The 16516-nt window shown below is 57.2% G+C and carries 16 protein-coding genes; 5 read left to right on the forward strand and 11 right to left on the reverse strand.

Annotation, left to right across the window (positions count from 1 at the left end; genetic code table 11):
* Positions 1-192 precede the first annotated feature (192 nt).
* The 3 genes from F2P46_RS33445 to F2P46_RS33455 form a co-directional block, all read right to left on the reverse strand.
* Positions 193-480 carry a type II toxin-antitoxin system RelE/ParE family toxin gene (locus tag F2P46_RS33445; protein WP_166898550.1) on the reverse strand — a complete coding sequence of 96 codons (288 nt, stop codon included), beginning with the start codon at positions 478-480 and terminating at the stop codon, positions 193-195.
* A gap of 9 nt (positions 481-489) precedes the next feature.
* Positions 490-918 (reverse strand): hypothetical protein, encoded by a 429-nt coding sequence (locus F2P46_RS33450; RefSeq protein ID WP_166898552.1) that lies wholly within the window; start codon positions 916-918, stop codon positions 490-492.
* 303 nt (positions 919-1221) lie between these two features.
* Complete coding sequence (locus F2P46_RS33455; protein ID WP_166898554.1) at positions 1222-4968, reverse strand: PAS domain-containing protein; 3747 nt, start codon at positions 4966-4968, stop codon at positions 1222-1224.
* A gap of 595 nt (positions 4969-5563) precedes the next feature.
* Between F2P46_RS33455 and F2P46_RS33460 the strand changes: the two genes are divergently transcribed.
* Positions 5564-5947, forward strand: coding sequence for a hypothetical protein (locus F2P46_RS33460; RefSeq protein ID WP_166898556.1), 384 nt, complete (start codon positions 5564-5566; stop codon positions 5945-5947).
* Between the two features lie 237 nt (positions 5948-6184).
* Entirely contained in the window at positions 6185-6610 is a 426-nt protein-coding gene (locus tag F2P46_RS33465) for a hypothetical protein (RefSeq protein WP_166898558.1), read from the forward strand.
* 109 nt (positions 6611-6719) lie between these two features.
* Here the strand turns inward: F2P46_RS33465 and F2P46_RS33470 are convergent, their stop codons facing one another.
* Positions 6720-7379: a hypothetical protein gene (locus tag F2P46_RS33470; protein WP_166898560.1), complete on the reverse strand. Its 660-nt coding sequence runs from the start codon at positions 7377-7379 to the stop codon at positions 6720-6722.
* 223 nt (positions 7380-7602) lie between these two features.
* Between F2P46_RS33470 and F2P46_RS33475 the strand changes: the two genes are divergently transcribed.
* Both F2P46_RS33475 and F2P46_RS33480 read left to right on the forward strand, forming a co-directional pair.
* A complete protein-coding gene (locus F2P46_RS33475) occupies positions 7603-8550 on the forward strand; it encodes a DNA-binding protein (protein WP_166898562.1) in 948 nt (315 codons plus the stop codon).
* Positions 8551-8700: 150 nt separating this feature from the next.
* Positions 8701-9735: a site-specific integrase gene (locus F2P46_RS33480; protein WP_166898564.1), complete on the forward strand. Its 1035-nt coding sequence runs from the start codon at positions 8701-8703 to the stop codon at positions 9733-9735.
* 20 nt (positions 9736-9755) lie between these two features.
* Here the strand turns inward: F2P46_RS33480 and F2P46_RS33485 are convergent, their stop codons facing one another.
* The 5 genes from F2P46_RS33485 to F2P46_RS33505 all read right to left on the reverse strand — a co-directional run bounded on the left by F2P46_RS33485 (position 9756) and on the right by F2P46_RS33505 (position 15388).
* Positions 9756-10508 carry a hypothetical protein gene (locus F2P46_RS33485; protein ID WP_166898566.1) on the reverse strand — a complete coding sequence of 251 codons (753 nt, stop codon included), beginning with the start codon at positions 10506-10508 and terminating at the stop codon, positions 9756-9758.
* Positions 10509-11062: 554 nt separating this feature from the next.
* Positions 11063-12124, reverse strand: coding sequence for a ParB/RepB/Spo0J family partition protein (locus tag F2P46_RS33490; RefSeq protein ID WP_166898567.1), 1062 nt, complete (start codon positions 12122-12124; stop codon positions 11063-11065).
* A complete protein-coding gene (locus tag F2P46_RS33495) occupies positions 12121-13179 on the reverse strand; it encodes a ParA family protein (protein ID WP_166898569.1) in 1059 nt (352 codons plus the stop codon). Before F2P46_RS33495 ends, F2P46_RS33490 begins: the two co-directional genes overlap by 4 nt.
* A 482-nt stretch (positions 13180-13661) precedes the next feature.
* Positions 13662-13898: a hypothetical protein gene (locus F2P46_RS33500; RefSeq protein WP_166898571.1), complete on the reverse strand. Its 237-nt coding sequence runs from the start codon at positions 13896-13898 to the stop codon at positions 13662-13664.
* 521 nt (positions 13899-14419) lie between these two features.
* The gene (locus F2P46_RS33505; protein ID WP_166898572.1) at positions 14420-15388 is read right to left on the reverse strand and encodes a hypothetical protein; all 969 of its coding nucleotides are present in this window, start codon (positions 15386-15388) and stop codon (positions 14420-14422) included.
* A 493-nt stretch (positions 15389-15881) separates the two neighbouring features.
* On the opposite strand from F2P46_RS33505, the gene F2P46_RS38925 reads away from it, so the two are divergent.
* Entirely contained in the window at positions 15882-16040 is a 159-nt protein-coding gene (locus tag F2P46_RS38925; protein ID WP_368737986.1) for a hypothetical protein, read from the forward strand.
* Here the strand turns inward: F2P46_RS38925 and F2P46_RS33515 are convergent.
* Together F2P46_RS33515 and F2P46_RS33520 are read right to left on the reverse strand one after the other, a co-directional pair.
* The gene (locus F2P46_RS33515; protein ID WP_166898534.1) at positions 15982-16218 is read right to left on the reverse strand and encodes a hypothetical protein; all 237 of its coding nucleotides are present in this window, start codon (positions 16216-16218) and stop codon (positions 15982-15984) included. The two genes, F2P46_RS38925 and F2P46_RS33515, sit on opposite strands and share 59 nt — an antisense overlap.
* 85 nt (positions 16219-16303) lie before the next feature.
* On the reverse strand, positions 16304-16516 hold a 213-nt coding region (locus tag F2P46_RS33520), incomplete at its 5' end, for a hypothetical protein (protein WP_166898575.1).

The raw sequence follows: 16516 nt of genomic DNA on the forward strand, positions 1-16516 counted from the left end.
GAGGGGAGGGCTTAATCCGGCCATTTTTTCTATTGGCGACGGCCTCGGGAGATACCTTATTTTACCATGCATGGTTGGCAGTAATGCAATATATAAATGCAATATTTGTTGCTTTTGCAGAGTTGCAAATTGAATGAATTCTTACTCTTCAGGGGAGAATAGGGGAAACACAGAAACCGGAAAAATAACCCGCTAAGCGGACACCGGTGGCCACTGCTGCGCCGTGTGCTTGACGCGCAGGATGTCGACCTTCTTGGCCAGTACGCGGTAAATCACGATATAGCTTTCGTGGACCACAAGCTCGTGGGTGCCGCGCTTGCGGCCGGCGCGGCCGAGGTTTGGATGGGCAGCGAGGGGCGTCACCTTGCCCTCGATGAGGTCAATCATTTTCTCCGCACTGGCGGGGCTGTCCCTGGCGATATGCTGGCCGATTTTGATGAGGTCATTGATCGCTTGTTTTTTCCAGTGGATGAGGTGCATGCGCTCCCCTTACGCCAGTTTTATTGCTGCGCGCACCTGGCGCATCGCCTCGTCGTGCGGGATGGTTGGGCTGGTGTCGTCGAGCGCTTCCTGGACCTCGGCCTTGAGCCACTTCGTGTAGGCGGCTGCAGCGTGCGTCTCCTTCATCGCGGCGGCCCGGTCCGGGCGCCTGGTGGCGGTGATGCTGCGCGCGTCGTAGTTCACGGCATCGACGTCGAAGCGTGCGATGCCGACGCCTTTCAGATATTCCACGAGCGTTTCGAGCTTGCGGAAGATCCGGACCTGCTGGCTGCGCTGGGCCGCCAGGGCGCGCTCGGTCATGCCGTATTTGACCAGGATGCCCCAGCCGCCGGCCTGGCCGACCACGTGGGCGCTGCGCACGACGCCGGCCTCGGCCAGCTTGGTGAGGGTCGTGTGGTCGATGGTGTCGGTAGTCATGCAATTCTCCCAGGTTTCGCGGAATATTTAACCATTAGATTATCCGCAAATTATAGAAGATTGCAAGTCAAAATAGTGATGACTGCGTCCTAAACTAGACATAAAGCTGCTTGTGCGAACATTCGGGCGCCGGGCGCAATGGAACGCAAACCGGTGTAAGCGAGCTTAGCGCCCGATTTTTTCCGAATTCGGTGCTCTCCCCTACTAGCAGTAGCTTAGGTTGAATAGGCGTCGCTTGCTGTTGTCCCGTGGCGCCTCGCACGCGTGTGTGTCTGGATGATGCAAAACCGTAGTGATGAGCAACTATGTTGATTCAGAAGCGTGCGAGTGGCTGACAGCGCCGAACAAGTTCTCAATCGGCTCGGGTCTGTGCAGCAAGAACCCTTGCGCGTAGTCGATGCCAATTTCGCTCACGTACGCTAGCACTTCCGCCCGGTCCACGAACTCGGCGACTGTTTTGACCCCCACAACCCGGGCCACGTCGACGAAACAGCGTACTGCTGCGGCGTCCAGCGGATCGTCGATGACGTCGCGGATGAAACTACCGTCGATTTTCAGCAGATCGACCTTGAGTGTCTTCAAGTATCCAAACGACGAAGCCCCGGCGCCGAAATCGTCGAGCGCCACCCTAGACCCGAGAGCGCGGACCTGTTCGATGAAGTTTGCGGCATCGGCCATATTAGTGACGGCGGCGGTCTCCGTAATCTCCAAGCAGATGCGTCGGCAAACAGCGCTGCCAGCTTCGGTCAACGCGTCGATGGCATGCCGGTGAAACGCCCGGTCGCCAACCGACTGCCCTGACAGGTTGATGCATAAAGTGTCGAGAGCACTCACATCTGGCATGGCTAGGATCTGCTGCACGGCGCGCTTGAGTACCCAGCGGTCTATACGCGTGGCCATGTGAAAGCGCTCTGCAGCCGGCAGGAAGGCCCCAGGCTGGATCAGGCTGCCATCGCTGTCCAGCAAACGGATGAGTACTTCCGCGTGAAGGCCCGTGGAGCCCTCGCAAAGTGTTTCGATGCGCTGCCCATAGAGCACGAACCGGTCCTCATCCAGCGCCTGCTCGAGCCGCGAGGCCCACTGCATTTCGCCATGACGTGCGCGCATGGCTTGGTCGGTGTCGAACCACGCATGCACTCGGTTGCGGCCCGCCTCCTTTGCGGCGTAGCATGAGGTGTCTGCCGCCTGCATGGCGGCGGCCGTGCTTGCCCAGCGGTGGTCCACAGGCACCAGGCCGATGCTGGTGCCGATGCGGAAGCGGCGATCGTCGTGCAGGAACCTGAAGTCCTCCATGCGGTCACAGATCTGCTGTGCCACGCGCTGGGCCTGGTCGGACGGGCAGTGCTCCAGGATGACCGCAAATTCGTCCCCCCCAAGGCGGGCCAGGGTGTCGCGCGCACGAACGGCTTCGCGCAGCAGCTTGGCCACCTGCTGCAGGAGCTGGTCGCCCACTGAGTGTCCGCAGGCGTCGTTCACGAGCTTGAACTGGTCGAGGTCAATGTACAGCAGGGCATGCTCGCTACGTTCCTCGTGGGCCTTGTCCAGCGTACGGCGCAAACGGGTCTCAAACTCGGCGCGGTTGACCAGGCCAGTGAGGGCGTCGTGCGTGGCGCGGTAGCTCATTTCGCCGGACAGTCGACGCTGTTCGGTCACGTCGTGAAAGACCAGCACGACGCCGAGCACGTCGCCACTCCGGTTGCGGATCGGCGCAGCGGAATCCTCGATGCCGAACTCATCGCCATTGCGCGAGATGAGCACCGTGTTGTTGGCCAAGCCTACAATCTTGCCCTGCGCCAGACAGGCGGCCACAGGGTTCTCTGTGGGATGCCGGGTCTCTTCATTGACGATGTGAAAGACCTGGATCAGTGGTCGTCCGAGCGCTTCGCCGGACAGCCAGCCGGTCATGCGCTCGGCCACCGGGTTCAACCAAGTCACCTGGGTGCGCGCGTCGGTGGTGATCACGGCGTCGCCGATCGACTGCAGGGTCACCCGAAGGAGCTCGTGCTGTTCGGCCAGTTGGTTGGCGAGCTCGCGCAGTGGCGTCACATCCCAATTCACGCCCACGATGTGCCGAGCCTTGCCAGCGGCGTCAGGTGTCACAGTACCAGCGGCACGAAGAAAGTGTACGGAGCCGTCGCTCCAGATCACACGAAATTCGGAGCGAAAGTCGGCACCGCTTTCCAAGGACGAATTGAACTCTAGCTCGGCGCGGCTTCGATCAGCGGGGTGAAGGTGACGAGCCCAGAGCGCGTAACCGTCCGTACCAGATCCCTCAGGCAGTCCGTACAGCCCGTACATCAGGGCATCCCAGGTAAGTATGCCGGTTTGCAGGTTCAGCTCCCATACCCCAATGCCAGCGGTTTCGGTGGCCAGCGTGACGCGCTGTTGAGCGGCCTCCAGAGCCAGGCGATCTTGGACGCGCCGGGTAATATCCTGGAATGCGCCGAACAGCCGCACAGGCTTTCCACCCTCGAACTCCGCATTGCCTACCGCACGCACCCAGATCCTGCGACCGCCCTTCTGGATGAACGGTAGTTCCAGGTCCCAGTCCGTGCCGTCGGCCATGGCCTGCGCCACGGCCGCCTCGATGATGTGGCGTGCTTCCGGCGCATAGAAGTTGATCGCCTCCCCAAGCTGGGGTTGGTAGTCGGCCTCAACGCCGTGGATGCGACAAGTCTGCTCGGACCAGCGGATACTGCCGTTGGCAATGTCGACCTCCCAACCGCCAACCTGAGCCAGAGCGCCGGTGCGGTTCAGCAGTTCCTCGCTCTTGCGCAATCGTTCTTCCTGCGCCTTGCGCGCGGTAATATCCAAGTGCGTGCCGAACATCCACTCCGGCTGGCCGCCTGCGGTCCGGGTCAGCACCTTGCCGCGGTCGAGCACCCAGACCCAGTGTCCATCGCGGTGGCGCATGCGCGACTCGCATTCGTAGTACGGCGTGTTACCCGTGAAGTGATTCTGAAGCAGCGCACTGGATCGTGCCATGTCCTCGGGGTGGGCCAGATTGGCCCAGGTCTGGATAGTTGTGGGGGAAAGCTCGTCCAGGGTAGTCCCTACAATCTCGGCCCAGCGGTCATTGAAGCGCGCCTCGCCGGTCTGAACGTTCCATTCCCAGGTGCCCGCGCCGGTACCCTGAATGATCGCTGCCTGGCGCTCGCGTTCTTCGTCGAGTGCGCGGCGCGACTGCAAACGCTCGGTGGTGTCCTCCACCGAACCGACGTAGCCGGTGACCCCGTCATCGCCATCCAGCAAGGCACGCGCAACAGAGCGCACATGGCGCACTGTGCCATCGTGGCGGCGGACCCGGAACTCCATGTCGAATTCTTGCTTAAGTTCCGCTGTGTGCTGCCAGTGAGCGAAGACGGCGACCTTGTCGTCGGGATGGACTGTGTGGTTCCAGCCGTCGCCCAGAGCCTCGGCCTTGCTTAGGCCGTAGATGGCTTGCCAGCGCGCATTGGTGTAGATGCAGGCGCCGGCCGCGTCGGTGGCGAACACGCCTAACGGCGATGCCTCGCTGAGCGTGCGAAAACGGGTTTCACTGGCCGCAAAAGCCCGTGCCATACGACGTGATTCCAGCGCCTGGATGGCAGCAATCGACAGCAGGCGCAGCGCCTCGCGCTGCTTCTCACTCAGACGGCGTGGTACACGGTCGATCACGCACAGCGTGCCAACGTGGGCGCCGTCGCTCAAGCGCAGCGTGGCGCCAGCGTAAAAACGGATGTCAGGCGCCATGGCCACCAATGGGTTATCGGCAAAGCGGGGGTCCGCCAGAGCATCGGGCACTTCGAAGATGCCGTCATCAAGGATCGCGTGAGCGCAAAACGCGACGTTCCGGGGTGTTTCGGTCACCCCGGGCAGGCCTAAATTGGCCTTAAACCATTGCCGGTCGCGGTCAATCAGGCTGATCAGGGAGATCGGAACGTCGCACACCAAGGCGGCAGTTGCCACCAGCGCATCGAACTCGCGCTCGGGCGCGGAGTCGAGCACGTCGAGCTGTTCCAGCGCTCGCAAGCGCTCCCGTTCGTCTAATGGCATCTGTGCGGTCAGCATAGGGGGGCTCGTTCAATAGAATATTTCCGATTGTCTCACAGCGGCACATCGTGGACGGTGCGAACTGGGCTTCATAACCCGGTTTTCCGTTTTTATGGAAAGCAAATGGTTATGCGGAGTAAACTGACGTGGGACGACGGCCGCGCCTGTTTCGCCTGGTTCTGATCTTTTACACTGCTTTGATTCGCTTCACATAACGCCGCCGTCCTTCAGGGCAACGCGCAAGGGGCGCAGTATGCTTACTGCCTATTTCAAATCCGCGCCAACCATTGCGCGGTATCGGGCCGGAAGTGCCGGCCCATACCTCGACCGTTGACTTGGCGGTATTTTTTGATGGAATGCATGATTAGTGCCCTAGTTTTGCGGTAACTGTTCAGCCGCTACGCGGCTGAACAGTTACGTTTCCATTTGGAAAAATATGTTGGCGAAGCGTTGGGAAAATGTCTTACTTAATTTCGTATTTGTCTAGTCGGACCGTAGCAAGCCTCGCTACAAAATCGTAGTAAAGAAGATACAAGCTTTAGGAGTTGTTTTACTGTAGAGGTATTGTGTAGCATAGGCTGGTATTCTAAACCCTTACGTTAAGGGGCTAGCAATGAATAATACCGCCGCCGCGAATGAAGCTCGGGTACAGTTTTCTGAGCGCCTTTTAAATAGGATGCAGAACACGTATCAATTGGCAGGGGCAACTGAATTAGCTCGTAAGTTTAATCATAAATTTCCGCACTTACATATTACGTCTCATGCAGCCAGGAAGTGGTTAGTTGGTGAGTCGATTCCAACGCAAGAAAAGATCATTGCATTGGCAGAGTGGCTGGAGGTGGACCCGTGGTGGTTGCGTTATGGTTCAACAGGGCCCCTTCTGAGTACGGTATCTGATTATGGCGACGACTCCCTGGTAAAGGATGTACTAATACTGCAGGTACACGACCGAAAAATTTTACGGGCGTTTCTTGACTTGCTGCTTAAGCAGGCGTGATCGGGAAGAATATGTTGTCAACTTGATGACCGGTATCGAGTAACTGTTCAGCCCCTATGAAGAACTATCAAAAACCAGTAAATTTTGCTTAAAAGACGTGCAAAAATGCTTCTATTTATTCAATTTTTCAGCAAAATTTCGGACTTTTTCCCTACCTGTCATAGAGGCTGAACAGTTACGGTATCGACAACACGCGAAAAAGATTTATACTGTAGTTTTGGCCTCAAATTTTCTTGTATGAAGACATCTTCAGGCGCGGACGAACAAACTCTATTTGGGCAACGCTTAATTAGCGCACTTCAACAAGCAGAGCTCAGCTGCGCTCCTACAGAGGTTGCGCATGGCTTTAATCTTCGAGGCGGTGGAGCGAGAGTTACCTCGCACGCGGCACGCAAGTGGTTGCTGGGCCAAGCGATCCCTACACAAAGCAATATCCATGTTTTAGCAGATTGGGTCGGTGTGAATGCTGCTTGGCTCCGATTTGGCGAAGGCGAACGCCACCGACCTCTGTCGTTGCTTCTGGAAGACTGCGCTACGGATGCAAGCATGGTAAGTATGTTCAATGATTTACGCTCTTTGCCGATGAGAGATCAACTGCTGTTACGTGAATTGATAGATGTGCTGATGGAGGCACAAGCGTTGCAACAGGACGGCAATATCTGATTGTTCGGGTCCGCGCAATGCCGTGTAGAAGAGGTTACGACGTTCTCAAATTGGTGAACTCGTGATTATCTCCCGAATCGCGCGCCCCAAGGGCCGTAAAACGTCCTGGCTAGTGCCGTGGTGGTAAACGGCACTCTCCCGTCATGATCCACATCGCACCGCGATTTTCGGGGAAATACTTGCCTCCTCGTTTGAGAAACATAAGCAAGCTGCTGAAGTTGCAATGCTCGCGCTGGAAAGCATCGGTTGTCTCGGTCGTGTGTATAGAATAGTTGACGTCACCGACCTTGTCGGTAGGCGCTTCCAGCTCTGATTTTTTGTCATACCCATACGTCGTTCCGTCAACTGCACGCAAACCGTAACTTGCTAGCCGGTCGCCGATATTGCTATATCGTGAGTTGCTGTCAACCACAGGTATTGAGGCTACCAGCTTATCGACTTCCTTCTGTGTAAGGGTGCGAAATGGACCAGCATGGACAATGGTCTGTGAGAATAGAACGGCAAGGGCAAAGCAAGTTTTTTTCATTGTTTTGAGGGATAAGAATGATTGGTGTATTTTTTCACACGCAGTAGTCGGGGAACTCCAGCGGCAAAAGCGCTGACTGAGCGTGACCGCCAAGCGCGTTGGGTAACTGGGAGCAGCGGAGCTACGGCGAACGTGACGATGCGCTTCAAACCTGTTTTCATGATCGAGGTGCGGGATCGAGGTTATGCCGCTCAGTATATAGATTTTTCTTATATGCAACAAACGGTGGAAAAATATTTTCACGCGAGCTGAACGCGTGATTAGCTTCCTAATCACGCGTTCATGAACCCGCTATATCTCCGGCAAACCGCGCTACACTTGCTGCAGAAGAAAGGTACAACGTTGCTTGTTCTCCGATAATTCATATCGTATCATTTCATTCATATCATATCGTATCATTTCATTCATATCATATCGTATCATTTCATTCATATCATATCGTATCATTACAAACGGAGAACAATCGATGGGTAGAGAAGCGAGCATTACACTGGCCCAGGTAGCCGCCATCGCGGACGCGATGGTTGCGGCCGGAAGCACCCCGGCTTTGCGCACTGTGCGCGAGCGACTGGGAAACATGGGGAGCTTGGGCACCATCAGCAAGCTGTTGCAGCAATGGCGCGCGGATCGGGAAAAGAAGATCGCCAGCGCATTGACTTTGCCGGCGGGAGTGCAGCGCGCCATCCTGGAATTTATGGGACAGGAACTGTCCAGCGCGAAAGCGGCGCTGGAAACGGAACTGGCCGAACAACAGCAAGAAGCGGCCGATCTCGCCGCCGAGAATGAGCGCCAGGCTGCCGAGATCGAGAACCAGGTCGACGCGCTGACAGCACTCCAGGTAGAACTGGCTACCGTGCAGGGCAAAGCCGGTCAATTGGAACTCGACTGGCAGGTAGGCCAGGTCGAAATGGATCGCGAGCGCAAGGCGGCCGAGTCGGCGCGAACCGAGCTGGCCAAGGCCCAGTTGCGCCTTGAGGCGATGCCGCGGCTGGAAGCGGATCTCGGCGCGGCGCGCGAAGAACTGACCGTCGAACGCACGGCCCGCGTGGCGGCCGAGCAAGCGGCAGCGGTCACAGTGGCCAAGTTCGATGCAAGCGAGCGTCGCGCCGGCGAGATCGAGGCGCGCGAGCTGGCAGCCGTTGCCCATATCGCGGAACTAGAGCGGATGGCGCAGCAAGCGGCGCGCGAGCTGGCATCGGCCAACATGGCTGTACAGGCCAGCCAGGCGCGGTTGGAAAGCGCAGCACGCGAGCTGGAGCAGGCACGCGCGCTGGTCGCCGCCACGCGCGATGAATCCAAACGCGCCAGCGAGGAAGCGGCTGAGCTGCGCGGCCAGGTTCGTGCCGCTCAGGATGCCGCCAAGCGCGCCAATGAGGGCGAGCAAAGCACAAAGACCCCATCCTCCAAAAAGTAACCACCTGTGTCCATCCCCCTGCCCTTCCCCGCGCAAGGGGGTGACATCGAAAGCGTTCCAGCCGTTCAGGCGCCACATCGTCCGCTTGCCGCCGGCGGCCCGGCTCCCCTCCCCTCCGGGTCCCTAACCCGCGCCACCAACGATGAAGAGTTGATCGCGCTTTGGCTGCGTCGGCCGAATCTGTCGCCGCGCACCGTGCGCAACTGCCGCAAGGAGGCTGACCGCTTCCTGTACTGGATTCGCGCGCATGGCAAACACCTGGTCGACGTCCGCTACGAAGACCTGCTGGCGTTCGCCGCTTTCATCGCCGATCCGCAGCCGGCCAGCCAGTGGATCAGCGCAACGCGGTTCCCTCGCGCCGATCCGCGCTGGCGGCCGTTCTGCGGCCGGCTGGCCGACGTGTCGCAACTGCAGGCGCTTACCGTCATCAAGAGCCTGTTTCGCTGGGGGTACGCGGCCGAGTACCTGGCCGCCAATCCGGCCCAGCTGCTCACCGGCATGCGCGCCATCAGCGGCGACGCGGTCGTGCGCCATCTGCCGCCGGCCGCGATAGCTCTGCTGCTCGACGCGGCCGACGTCCTGCAGGACGACACGCCCGGCGCCGCGCTGCGCCGCGCACGCGCGCGCTTTCTTGTGCAGGCGTATTACCTGACGGCGGCGCGCCTGGGCGAGCTGGCCAGCGCGGACATGCGCAGCATCCGGCCCGATGACAGTGGCGCGTGGTGGCTGCATGTCCTTGGTAAGGGCAGCAAACGCGGGAAGGTGCCCGTGACGCCTGCGCTCCTGGCCGAGTTCCGTCAGTACCGCCAGGCGTTCGGCTTGCCGGCGCTGCCGGCGCCAGGCGACACAACGTCGCTCGTGCTGGCGACCCGCGGCCCCCAGCGTGGTGCCAGCCATTACGCGATCGCCGCCGCGCTCAAGGACGTCATCGAGCGCGCACGCATGATGGCCGCGCAAGCTGGCTTGATCGAGATCGCCGACCGCTTGTCGCGCGCGTCGACCCACTGGCTGCGCCATTCGTCCGTCACGCATCAGGCCAACGGCGGCGTACCGCTCAAGACCGTCCAGCTCAATGCGCGCCATGCCTCGATCAAGACCACCGGGCGGTACCTGCACAAGGACGACGCCGAGCGCCATGCGGAAACCGTCGCGACAATGGCGATTCGCCTTCCGGATGCCGGATAGCGACCGTACGCGCACCCGGATCACTCGACCACTTCCCGAAGATTGCCGTTGGCGATCCCCCTGTACAAGCCCTGCATTTGCTCGCCGGCATACAGTTCGCAATTGCTGTCCCGAGTCACCTCCGCGGTGCCGTCGAAGAACCGCACACGCATGCCGTTGCTGACGTGGTAGTAGCGCTTGAAACGGCACACCCTGGCGATGTTGGCCAGCTCATGTGCCGGATTTGGTTCGCACTTGCGGCGTTCCTGGTCGGCTTTGCCGGCGTAGTCGACCTTCTTCGGGTTCACCAGCATGGCGTGCAGGTAGCGATAGCATCGCGCGGCATTGGCACCGATTTTATCGAGGTAGGGCTTGGCGACCAGGTACACGTCTTCGAGCTTGTAGTCGTTGCGACGAGCGACGCCAAGCAGCTTGCAAACACCAGTCGCCAGCATCCCGGTTTCCTCTGGAATTCGTGCCACTGTGGGAGGAAGGGTTGGGGGTTGTCCTTCTCGATTTTTGATCGAGATCTCCTGTAGATCTTTTTTCAAACTAAGATCAACGTATATAGGACCGTCGGACATTTCTGTCTCCTGGGCTACAGTTGGGGCCGGTTTGTTCTTGGTTGGCAAGTCGATCAGCTCGCACAAGCCCGGGGTGAAGGCATAGCGCTTCGACTCGAAGACCCCATATTCCGACCGCCCTTCAGTCGCCGGAAGAACCCATTCGAATTCACGGAACGTTCGCATGGCGCGCTGAACAGTTTTGTAGCTGACGCACGCTTCGTCTGCCATCCTATCCACGCGGGCGCGGATTATCGCGGCCCCGTTTGTAGCGGATGCGCGCGTGACCAGTGCTTTAAGCACTGAGAGGGTGCTTTTCGTCAGTGCGCGGAATATTGGGTGGGTTTCAACCCTCATTAAGGCACATTGAATAGCGGTAGGAAGGTGAAGGTATGGCTTTACAACATCATCTAACGTAATTGCAGGCACGAGCGTTCTCCGTGGACCAATATGGCCACAAATGGTTTGACGTAGCATTTCAGGGCGGATAAGATGAAGTTCTCACGCAGCTTCTTATTCTCCCGAATGCATTATTTGTAGTTCAGAAAGCAAAAAACCCCGGCCGGCAAGCTGGGGTTTTTTGTTTGCGGATGCTATTTTTTCATAACAGGCCTCGTCGTGAGTGAAGGCGCCACAAAATATTCCAGTGGAATATTTTGTAAGTTGTTGATTTTAAAGGGAAATCCAATTTATTCTATCTTTGCATAAACGGCTACTGGATAGCGTTGCTTCAAATTATTCCAGGGGAATAATTTGTAACCTATTGATTTTAAAGAATAATTCACTTATTTAACTTCTGTCGGCTTGGGTGTGGCGTTGGCTAAAGCATTCGCTTTATTCTGGAAATACTCGACCATGAGAGCTAGCTCTTCGACTGGGTCGAGCTCCATCGCACTGACGCGTAGTGTAATGACCCTGCCTTCCAGCTTCGCTGTATAGAGCTGTCTGTTCCTAGGGTCGGTGATGACTTTCGGCTTGCTGTCAGTTCGTTTTTTTTCATGCACTTTGTTTCGCGACTGGACCATCTGAGCAACCCATGCACGTACCGAATTTTCGGGGGCGTTCTGCTCCTTGATGCGCTCGATAGCCTTCACCACCAGATCAATTTCTCCAGGAAGTTCTTCGACAAGCTCATGTATTGTTTTTGCTGTTCCCATGCCAATCAGATCAGGCTTTGCATCAAGCATCTTTAGGATGGGTTCTGGCAGGGTCAGCATGGCAAGCCGCTTAGAAACCGAACCTTGCTTAGTGGCAAACATATGCGCAAGCTCATCCTGCGTTCTGGCATAGCCTTTTGCTTTGGCGCGCGCGTATAGCTTTGCCTTTTTGTAATCGGTGTTTTCCTTACGCCCCTCGTTGTGGACCATCAGTCCTTTTTCCGCGGCTGTATCGTCCAGCTTGACGATTCGAGCTCGGATTTTCGTCCAGCCCATCGACCTTGCCGCTCTGATCCGACGGTGGCCTGCAATCAGCTCGAATCGTCCGTTCACCCACCGGACAACGATTGGCTCTTGTTGTCCGGCATTAGCCATAGTGTGGGCCAATTCGTCAATACTTTCCGGATCGTAACGACCAATGGAGTCTTCTTCTGTCTGGAATGGGCTGTCTTTCACAAGATCGACGTCAACGTCGTGCAGCTCATCAGTCACCAGTTCCCACCGCATGGGATTTACAGAGCTGGCTGCTTGAAGGTGACGATGTTGGCCCTCAGTCTGTTCAATTTCTCCGCCATCAGGAAGACTAGTAGGAACATCAAAAGCGCGAGACTCTTGCACCCCTTCTTTAGCAAAAACTTTGCCGCTGGAGATCAGTCCTGATACCTTAATACCTGGTCGTGAATTGCTCATACAGTCGCCTCAGAGCCAGCTGCGCGATAGTCCAAACGAATGTCATACCGTTTGATAAGTGTTTTTGTTAGGTCAATAATGTCTCGTGCACCAACAGAATTTGGCTCTTTTTCTAACACGGTGCCGTTCGTGCTCGTGTTGTTTGGATCGGCTTCGCGTAAGAATCCGACGAAGTCGCGCACGATGACATCGTTAATACGGCTCGGATATTGCGCTAACAACGTGGCGAGCATATCGTTGTGGGGCTTCTTGGTCTGATTATATTTATTGACAACAATATGTACTTCCAGATTGGCATCTCGGTTCTTGAATGCAGAGTTGATTTCGTGCACGTTTGACGCCAGTACGTCCATAGCAGCTATAGAATGAGGTTCTGGTGTGACGACAGCCAAAAGCAGCTTGCACGCCAGCATGAATGTAGTCGCAAGAAGTGATGATCCTGGCGCAGAGTCAACAATGATCACGTCGTATTGGCTAAAAAATGCGACCTCTTCCTCAAGCAGTCGTACAAACGCTTGTTCACGGTTCAAGGTGCCAATCAGCCACGAGTCGTTGGCCATGGTGATGTCCGCAGGAATCAGATCGAGCATTCCTCCATCGTAGATGGGCCGTACAGCATCTGAGATCCCTGTGGCCTCATCTCGCGCTGCACGCCTCATTAAGTCGCCAACATGCGTAATGTTCTCGGTCAGCGGGTTGATGCCGAACAGCCCCGTGAGTGTGCCTTGAGGGTCGCCGTCTATCAGCAGAACCTTGTAACCAGACAGCGCTAGACATGTACCGGTATTGCCCGCAATCGTTGTCTTCCCGACGCCGCCCTTCGCAGTACGGTCAACGATCAGAGGGGGGAGTTTTGCAGGGCGGGGATGATCCGGGTGGATATCCAGCAATTTCATGCGAATCTCACGAATTTGTCGCGCGCTATATAGCGCATGAACGTTATCGTCAGCATCACGAAATTTGGATCGGAACATCTTCGGCGTTCCATTAAACCCCGTAAGTTCCAGTGCTAATTTCGCTTTGACGCCTTGAAAAGTCCTAGTAACCATTGCCATGCTATGCCCAGGATGAATTATTGTGCTTGGGATCATAACGTTAACGCTGGACGCTTTCCAAGAACTTTTGTAAAAAAATCGTCCATTGACAAAAATAGCGACCTGAACGGTTCAAAATGTGGCATACGGAACGCCACGCGTGGTAATGTACTGGTCGACTGCGGAGCGTAGGTTGTTGTGCTAATCGTCGCTACCGAGCATCCATTAAGCAGGCGCGCCGGCACGACAGCCGGTAACAAGGCCCGCGCTGGCCACGCCGAGGATTTCCACCGGCGTCAACTTAGTCGTCATGTCGACAGATCGGTTGATGCTACGCCAGCTGCGTCGCGCTTCGCCACACCTTCGTTCAAGAGCCAGTCGACGGCATCGAGCCAGGTTACGCCCCGCGCAAATTCGCGGAAGATCGCCCGTGTCCTCTTGGTGCGCATCACTAGGTGCGGCTGGTTCGCGCTGTCGACCGGCGCCCATAGCACCGACATTGCTCACTCAAGGCGTTCCACATCCGCTGCTGTGCATGCAAGACGAGTCGGATTTGTGAGGGGATTGAATGCTATATTCGGTCCGATGCCGGCCGTGGCGGCGACGTGGTCGCAGATCAGCTCAAGGTACTGTTCAGCGGTCGTTTTGCCGACCTTAACCAGTTGGCCGCGAATGCTGCTGATGCACGCCTCCGCCTGCTCTTCGTTGATGCCGTCGGAGGATGCGATGGCCTTGACCAAGATGCCGGCTGCGCGTCCATCACGCTCTGCTGACGGGCGACGCGCTCGGTTAGCGTGGCGATGTGGTCCGCGGCGGCCCCTGCGCTCGGATGCGGCTATTTGAATAACCTGAAAAGGTTGGGGTTTATGGACCGCTTACGGTGCACCAAGTGGGATATCGTGGGTGCGCTGCTTAACCAGACTGCGCGCGGCTGCCACGCTGTTGCAGGGTGTACGGTTCCCCAGGCCGCTGCGGCCGCGCGGGTGCCGTCCGGTTGCGGTACCCCACAATAAAACGTGACGCCGTTATCAGAGTTGCAGACTGTGCGGAACCGGCGTTACCGCGACGGCTCAGATTAAGCTAGGTTTCGTTAGTAAAAAAGACTCAGGCAACATCGCCTAGTTCATGTCCGAAGTAATTTCACGGGGAGTGCCGTTGGGGTTCGGTTTGGTATGCACGGCCGCGCTCGAGCGACATTCTATTTCTGCTGGCTCCACACCTGGCCATACCGGGGGCACCAGGCAATGGACCGATCAGTCGTTCATTTTGTCACGGTCAAGTTGATTGGGAAGTAGACAAGCCGTGCGCCACTCGCCGTCGTGAGGCGGTACCGCAAGCGCGCGGTGTACAGACCGGGAACGAGACAGGCCGTGGGCGGGCCGTGGCAGGTATGTAATGATTGCAGAGCGCTTTCATCGAACCAGCTGTCGTATGGTCCGGCATTGCCGGCGCTGGTGAGGTATTCGATACCGTCGAATTTGGCGCTAACGTTGGTATTGGTGGTGAAATAGTGCGGGTAATACCGGTTCAACGTTTCTTGTTTTTGCGTAATGTCCAGTGAAGCAGGGAAGAACACAATGTCGACGGCAGGATTGGGCGTAACCAAGTAGCGCACCGTGATAGTTTCGACGAACTCCCGGCCCGGGTTGACGGGCGAATTTCCGGGGTAGGACGTGTATGCGCTGACCTTGAAGGTCTCGATGTACTCACCCGGCCTCTCTGGCAAAAACCGCAGCTGCAATTGGTTGCCGGTGCGATGATGGAGTCCAGGATCGACGACGTCAACGCGGGGCGGCCGATAGCTGAAGACATCAGGTGTGGTGCGATTCGCAGTCCAGCCGGTACTGGCGATCGAGGTCATGACATCGACCGCCTCCGGGGCGGGCACAGTTCCGAACGGCGCGCTCACCGTGATCGCGCTGCGGCTTAAGGCCAGTCCTGCTTGCACCGTCACGTCATAAGGTACGACAATGGGCGCGCCGCTAAAGGGCTGGGTACAGGCTCGGTCAAGACACAACCGCAAGCGCAGACTGCCCGTAAAGTGGCCCGGCGTGGTGAAATTTTCTTGAAAGAAACTTGCGCGATACGTCGCCGGCGTCACGCTTGTGTCCAGGTAGAAATTTCCTCCTTGGAACAACCCTTGGGAATCAGTGACTTCGAAATGAACGTCATTTGGATGCAGGACAGCTAAATTGCCGGAGACCGTGCCAGTCAACGGCGGTGCCGCCATGTAGCCACCGACCACCCCGGTTCCACGAATCGATATCGGGCCAGGCCTGCTAAGCGTGACGGGACTCGGTGGCAGATTCTCCGCCGGGTTCGCTCCTCCAGAACTTCCACCGGGGCTACCCCCTCCACTCCCGCCCCCGCAGCCAATTAACACAAATGCTGCCAGCAACTCCGTCGCCGTTCTCCGTACAATGATGCTCATTAGTTCCTAAATTCGAAATGACAAGACAAACGCAGCACTAAGTCTGCCTTTGAAGAACATCATGATAGTCCAGTTAATATTGTCGGGATACCGATAATCATCTAGTGTTGCTCAATAACATCACGGGAAGCCAGAGGTGCCGGGGCTTCTCACAGATTCCGACTAGTTCGAGTGCTGTGGTCTAATTTGCCCGGACACCTCAATAGGTGGAAAATACACCACTTGAGGAGTAATGCATGACGGCAAGAAACGGAAGACCTTCGACCCCAGTTTGAAGCTGGAAGTGGTACGAATGATCAAAGAGCAGGGACAGAGCATTCAGAACGTCAGCGAGAGCATGGACATCGGCCCGACCGCGATTCGCCTCTGGCGCGGCCGCGTCGGCGGTCTGTTCATTGGCGAGACGCAGTCGCGCGATCAATTCGTTCATGTCGTGGTGTGTAAAGGTTGAGATAGTTGGCGATGGTGGTGCCGAGATCCTTGCGGTAGCCGCCCAGGGTGAGGGCGGTCATTGCATAGCCGTCGTTGCCGACAATAGCAAGCAGCTCGCGCAGGATCTGTGCGCCATCAGGAAAATTCGCGCACGCCACGCAATGGGTGGCGTGGCGGCATGCGGGTGTAGTCTTCATGTGCGCGATCTGGTAGAGCGGGCCACGATCAGATGGCCAGGTTCGGCGCCGTGACGTGCGTGGCGAGTCGTGTGGACAAAAGCCTTTACGCTGGCGTGTCGTCAGACGGCAGTGGCGTAATAACGGCTGTCGGATCGATGGCTTTGTAGGCCGTCATCAGCGATGCCGGCATGGTGCCGTCCTTGTTCGGTGTTGCGTACAGGACCACAGTGCCCGTGCTCGGCGTAAGCGGAATGACGAACGCGGCGATAGCGCAGATGTCGTGTTCCTTCAATAACTGTTCAATGCGTCCCCACAG

This window comes from Massilia sp. CCM 8734 (assembly GCF_011682155.1).
Classification (GTDB): domain Bacteria; phylum Pseudomonadota; class Gammaproteobacteria; order Burkholderiales; family Burkholderiaceae_D; genus Telluria_A; species Telluria_A rubra.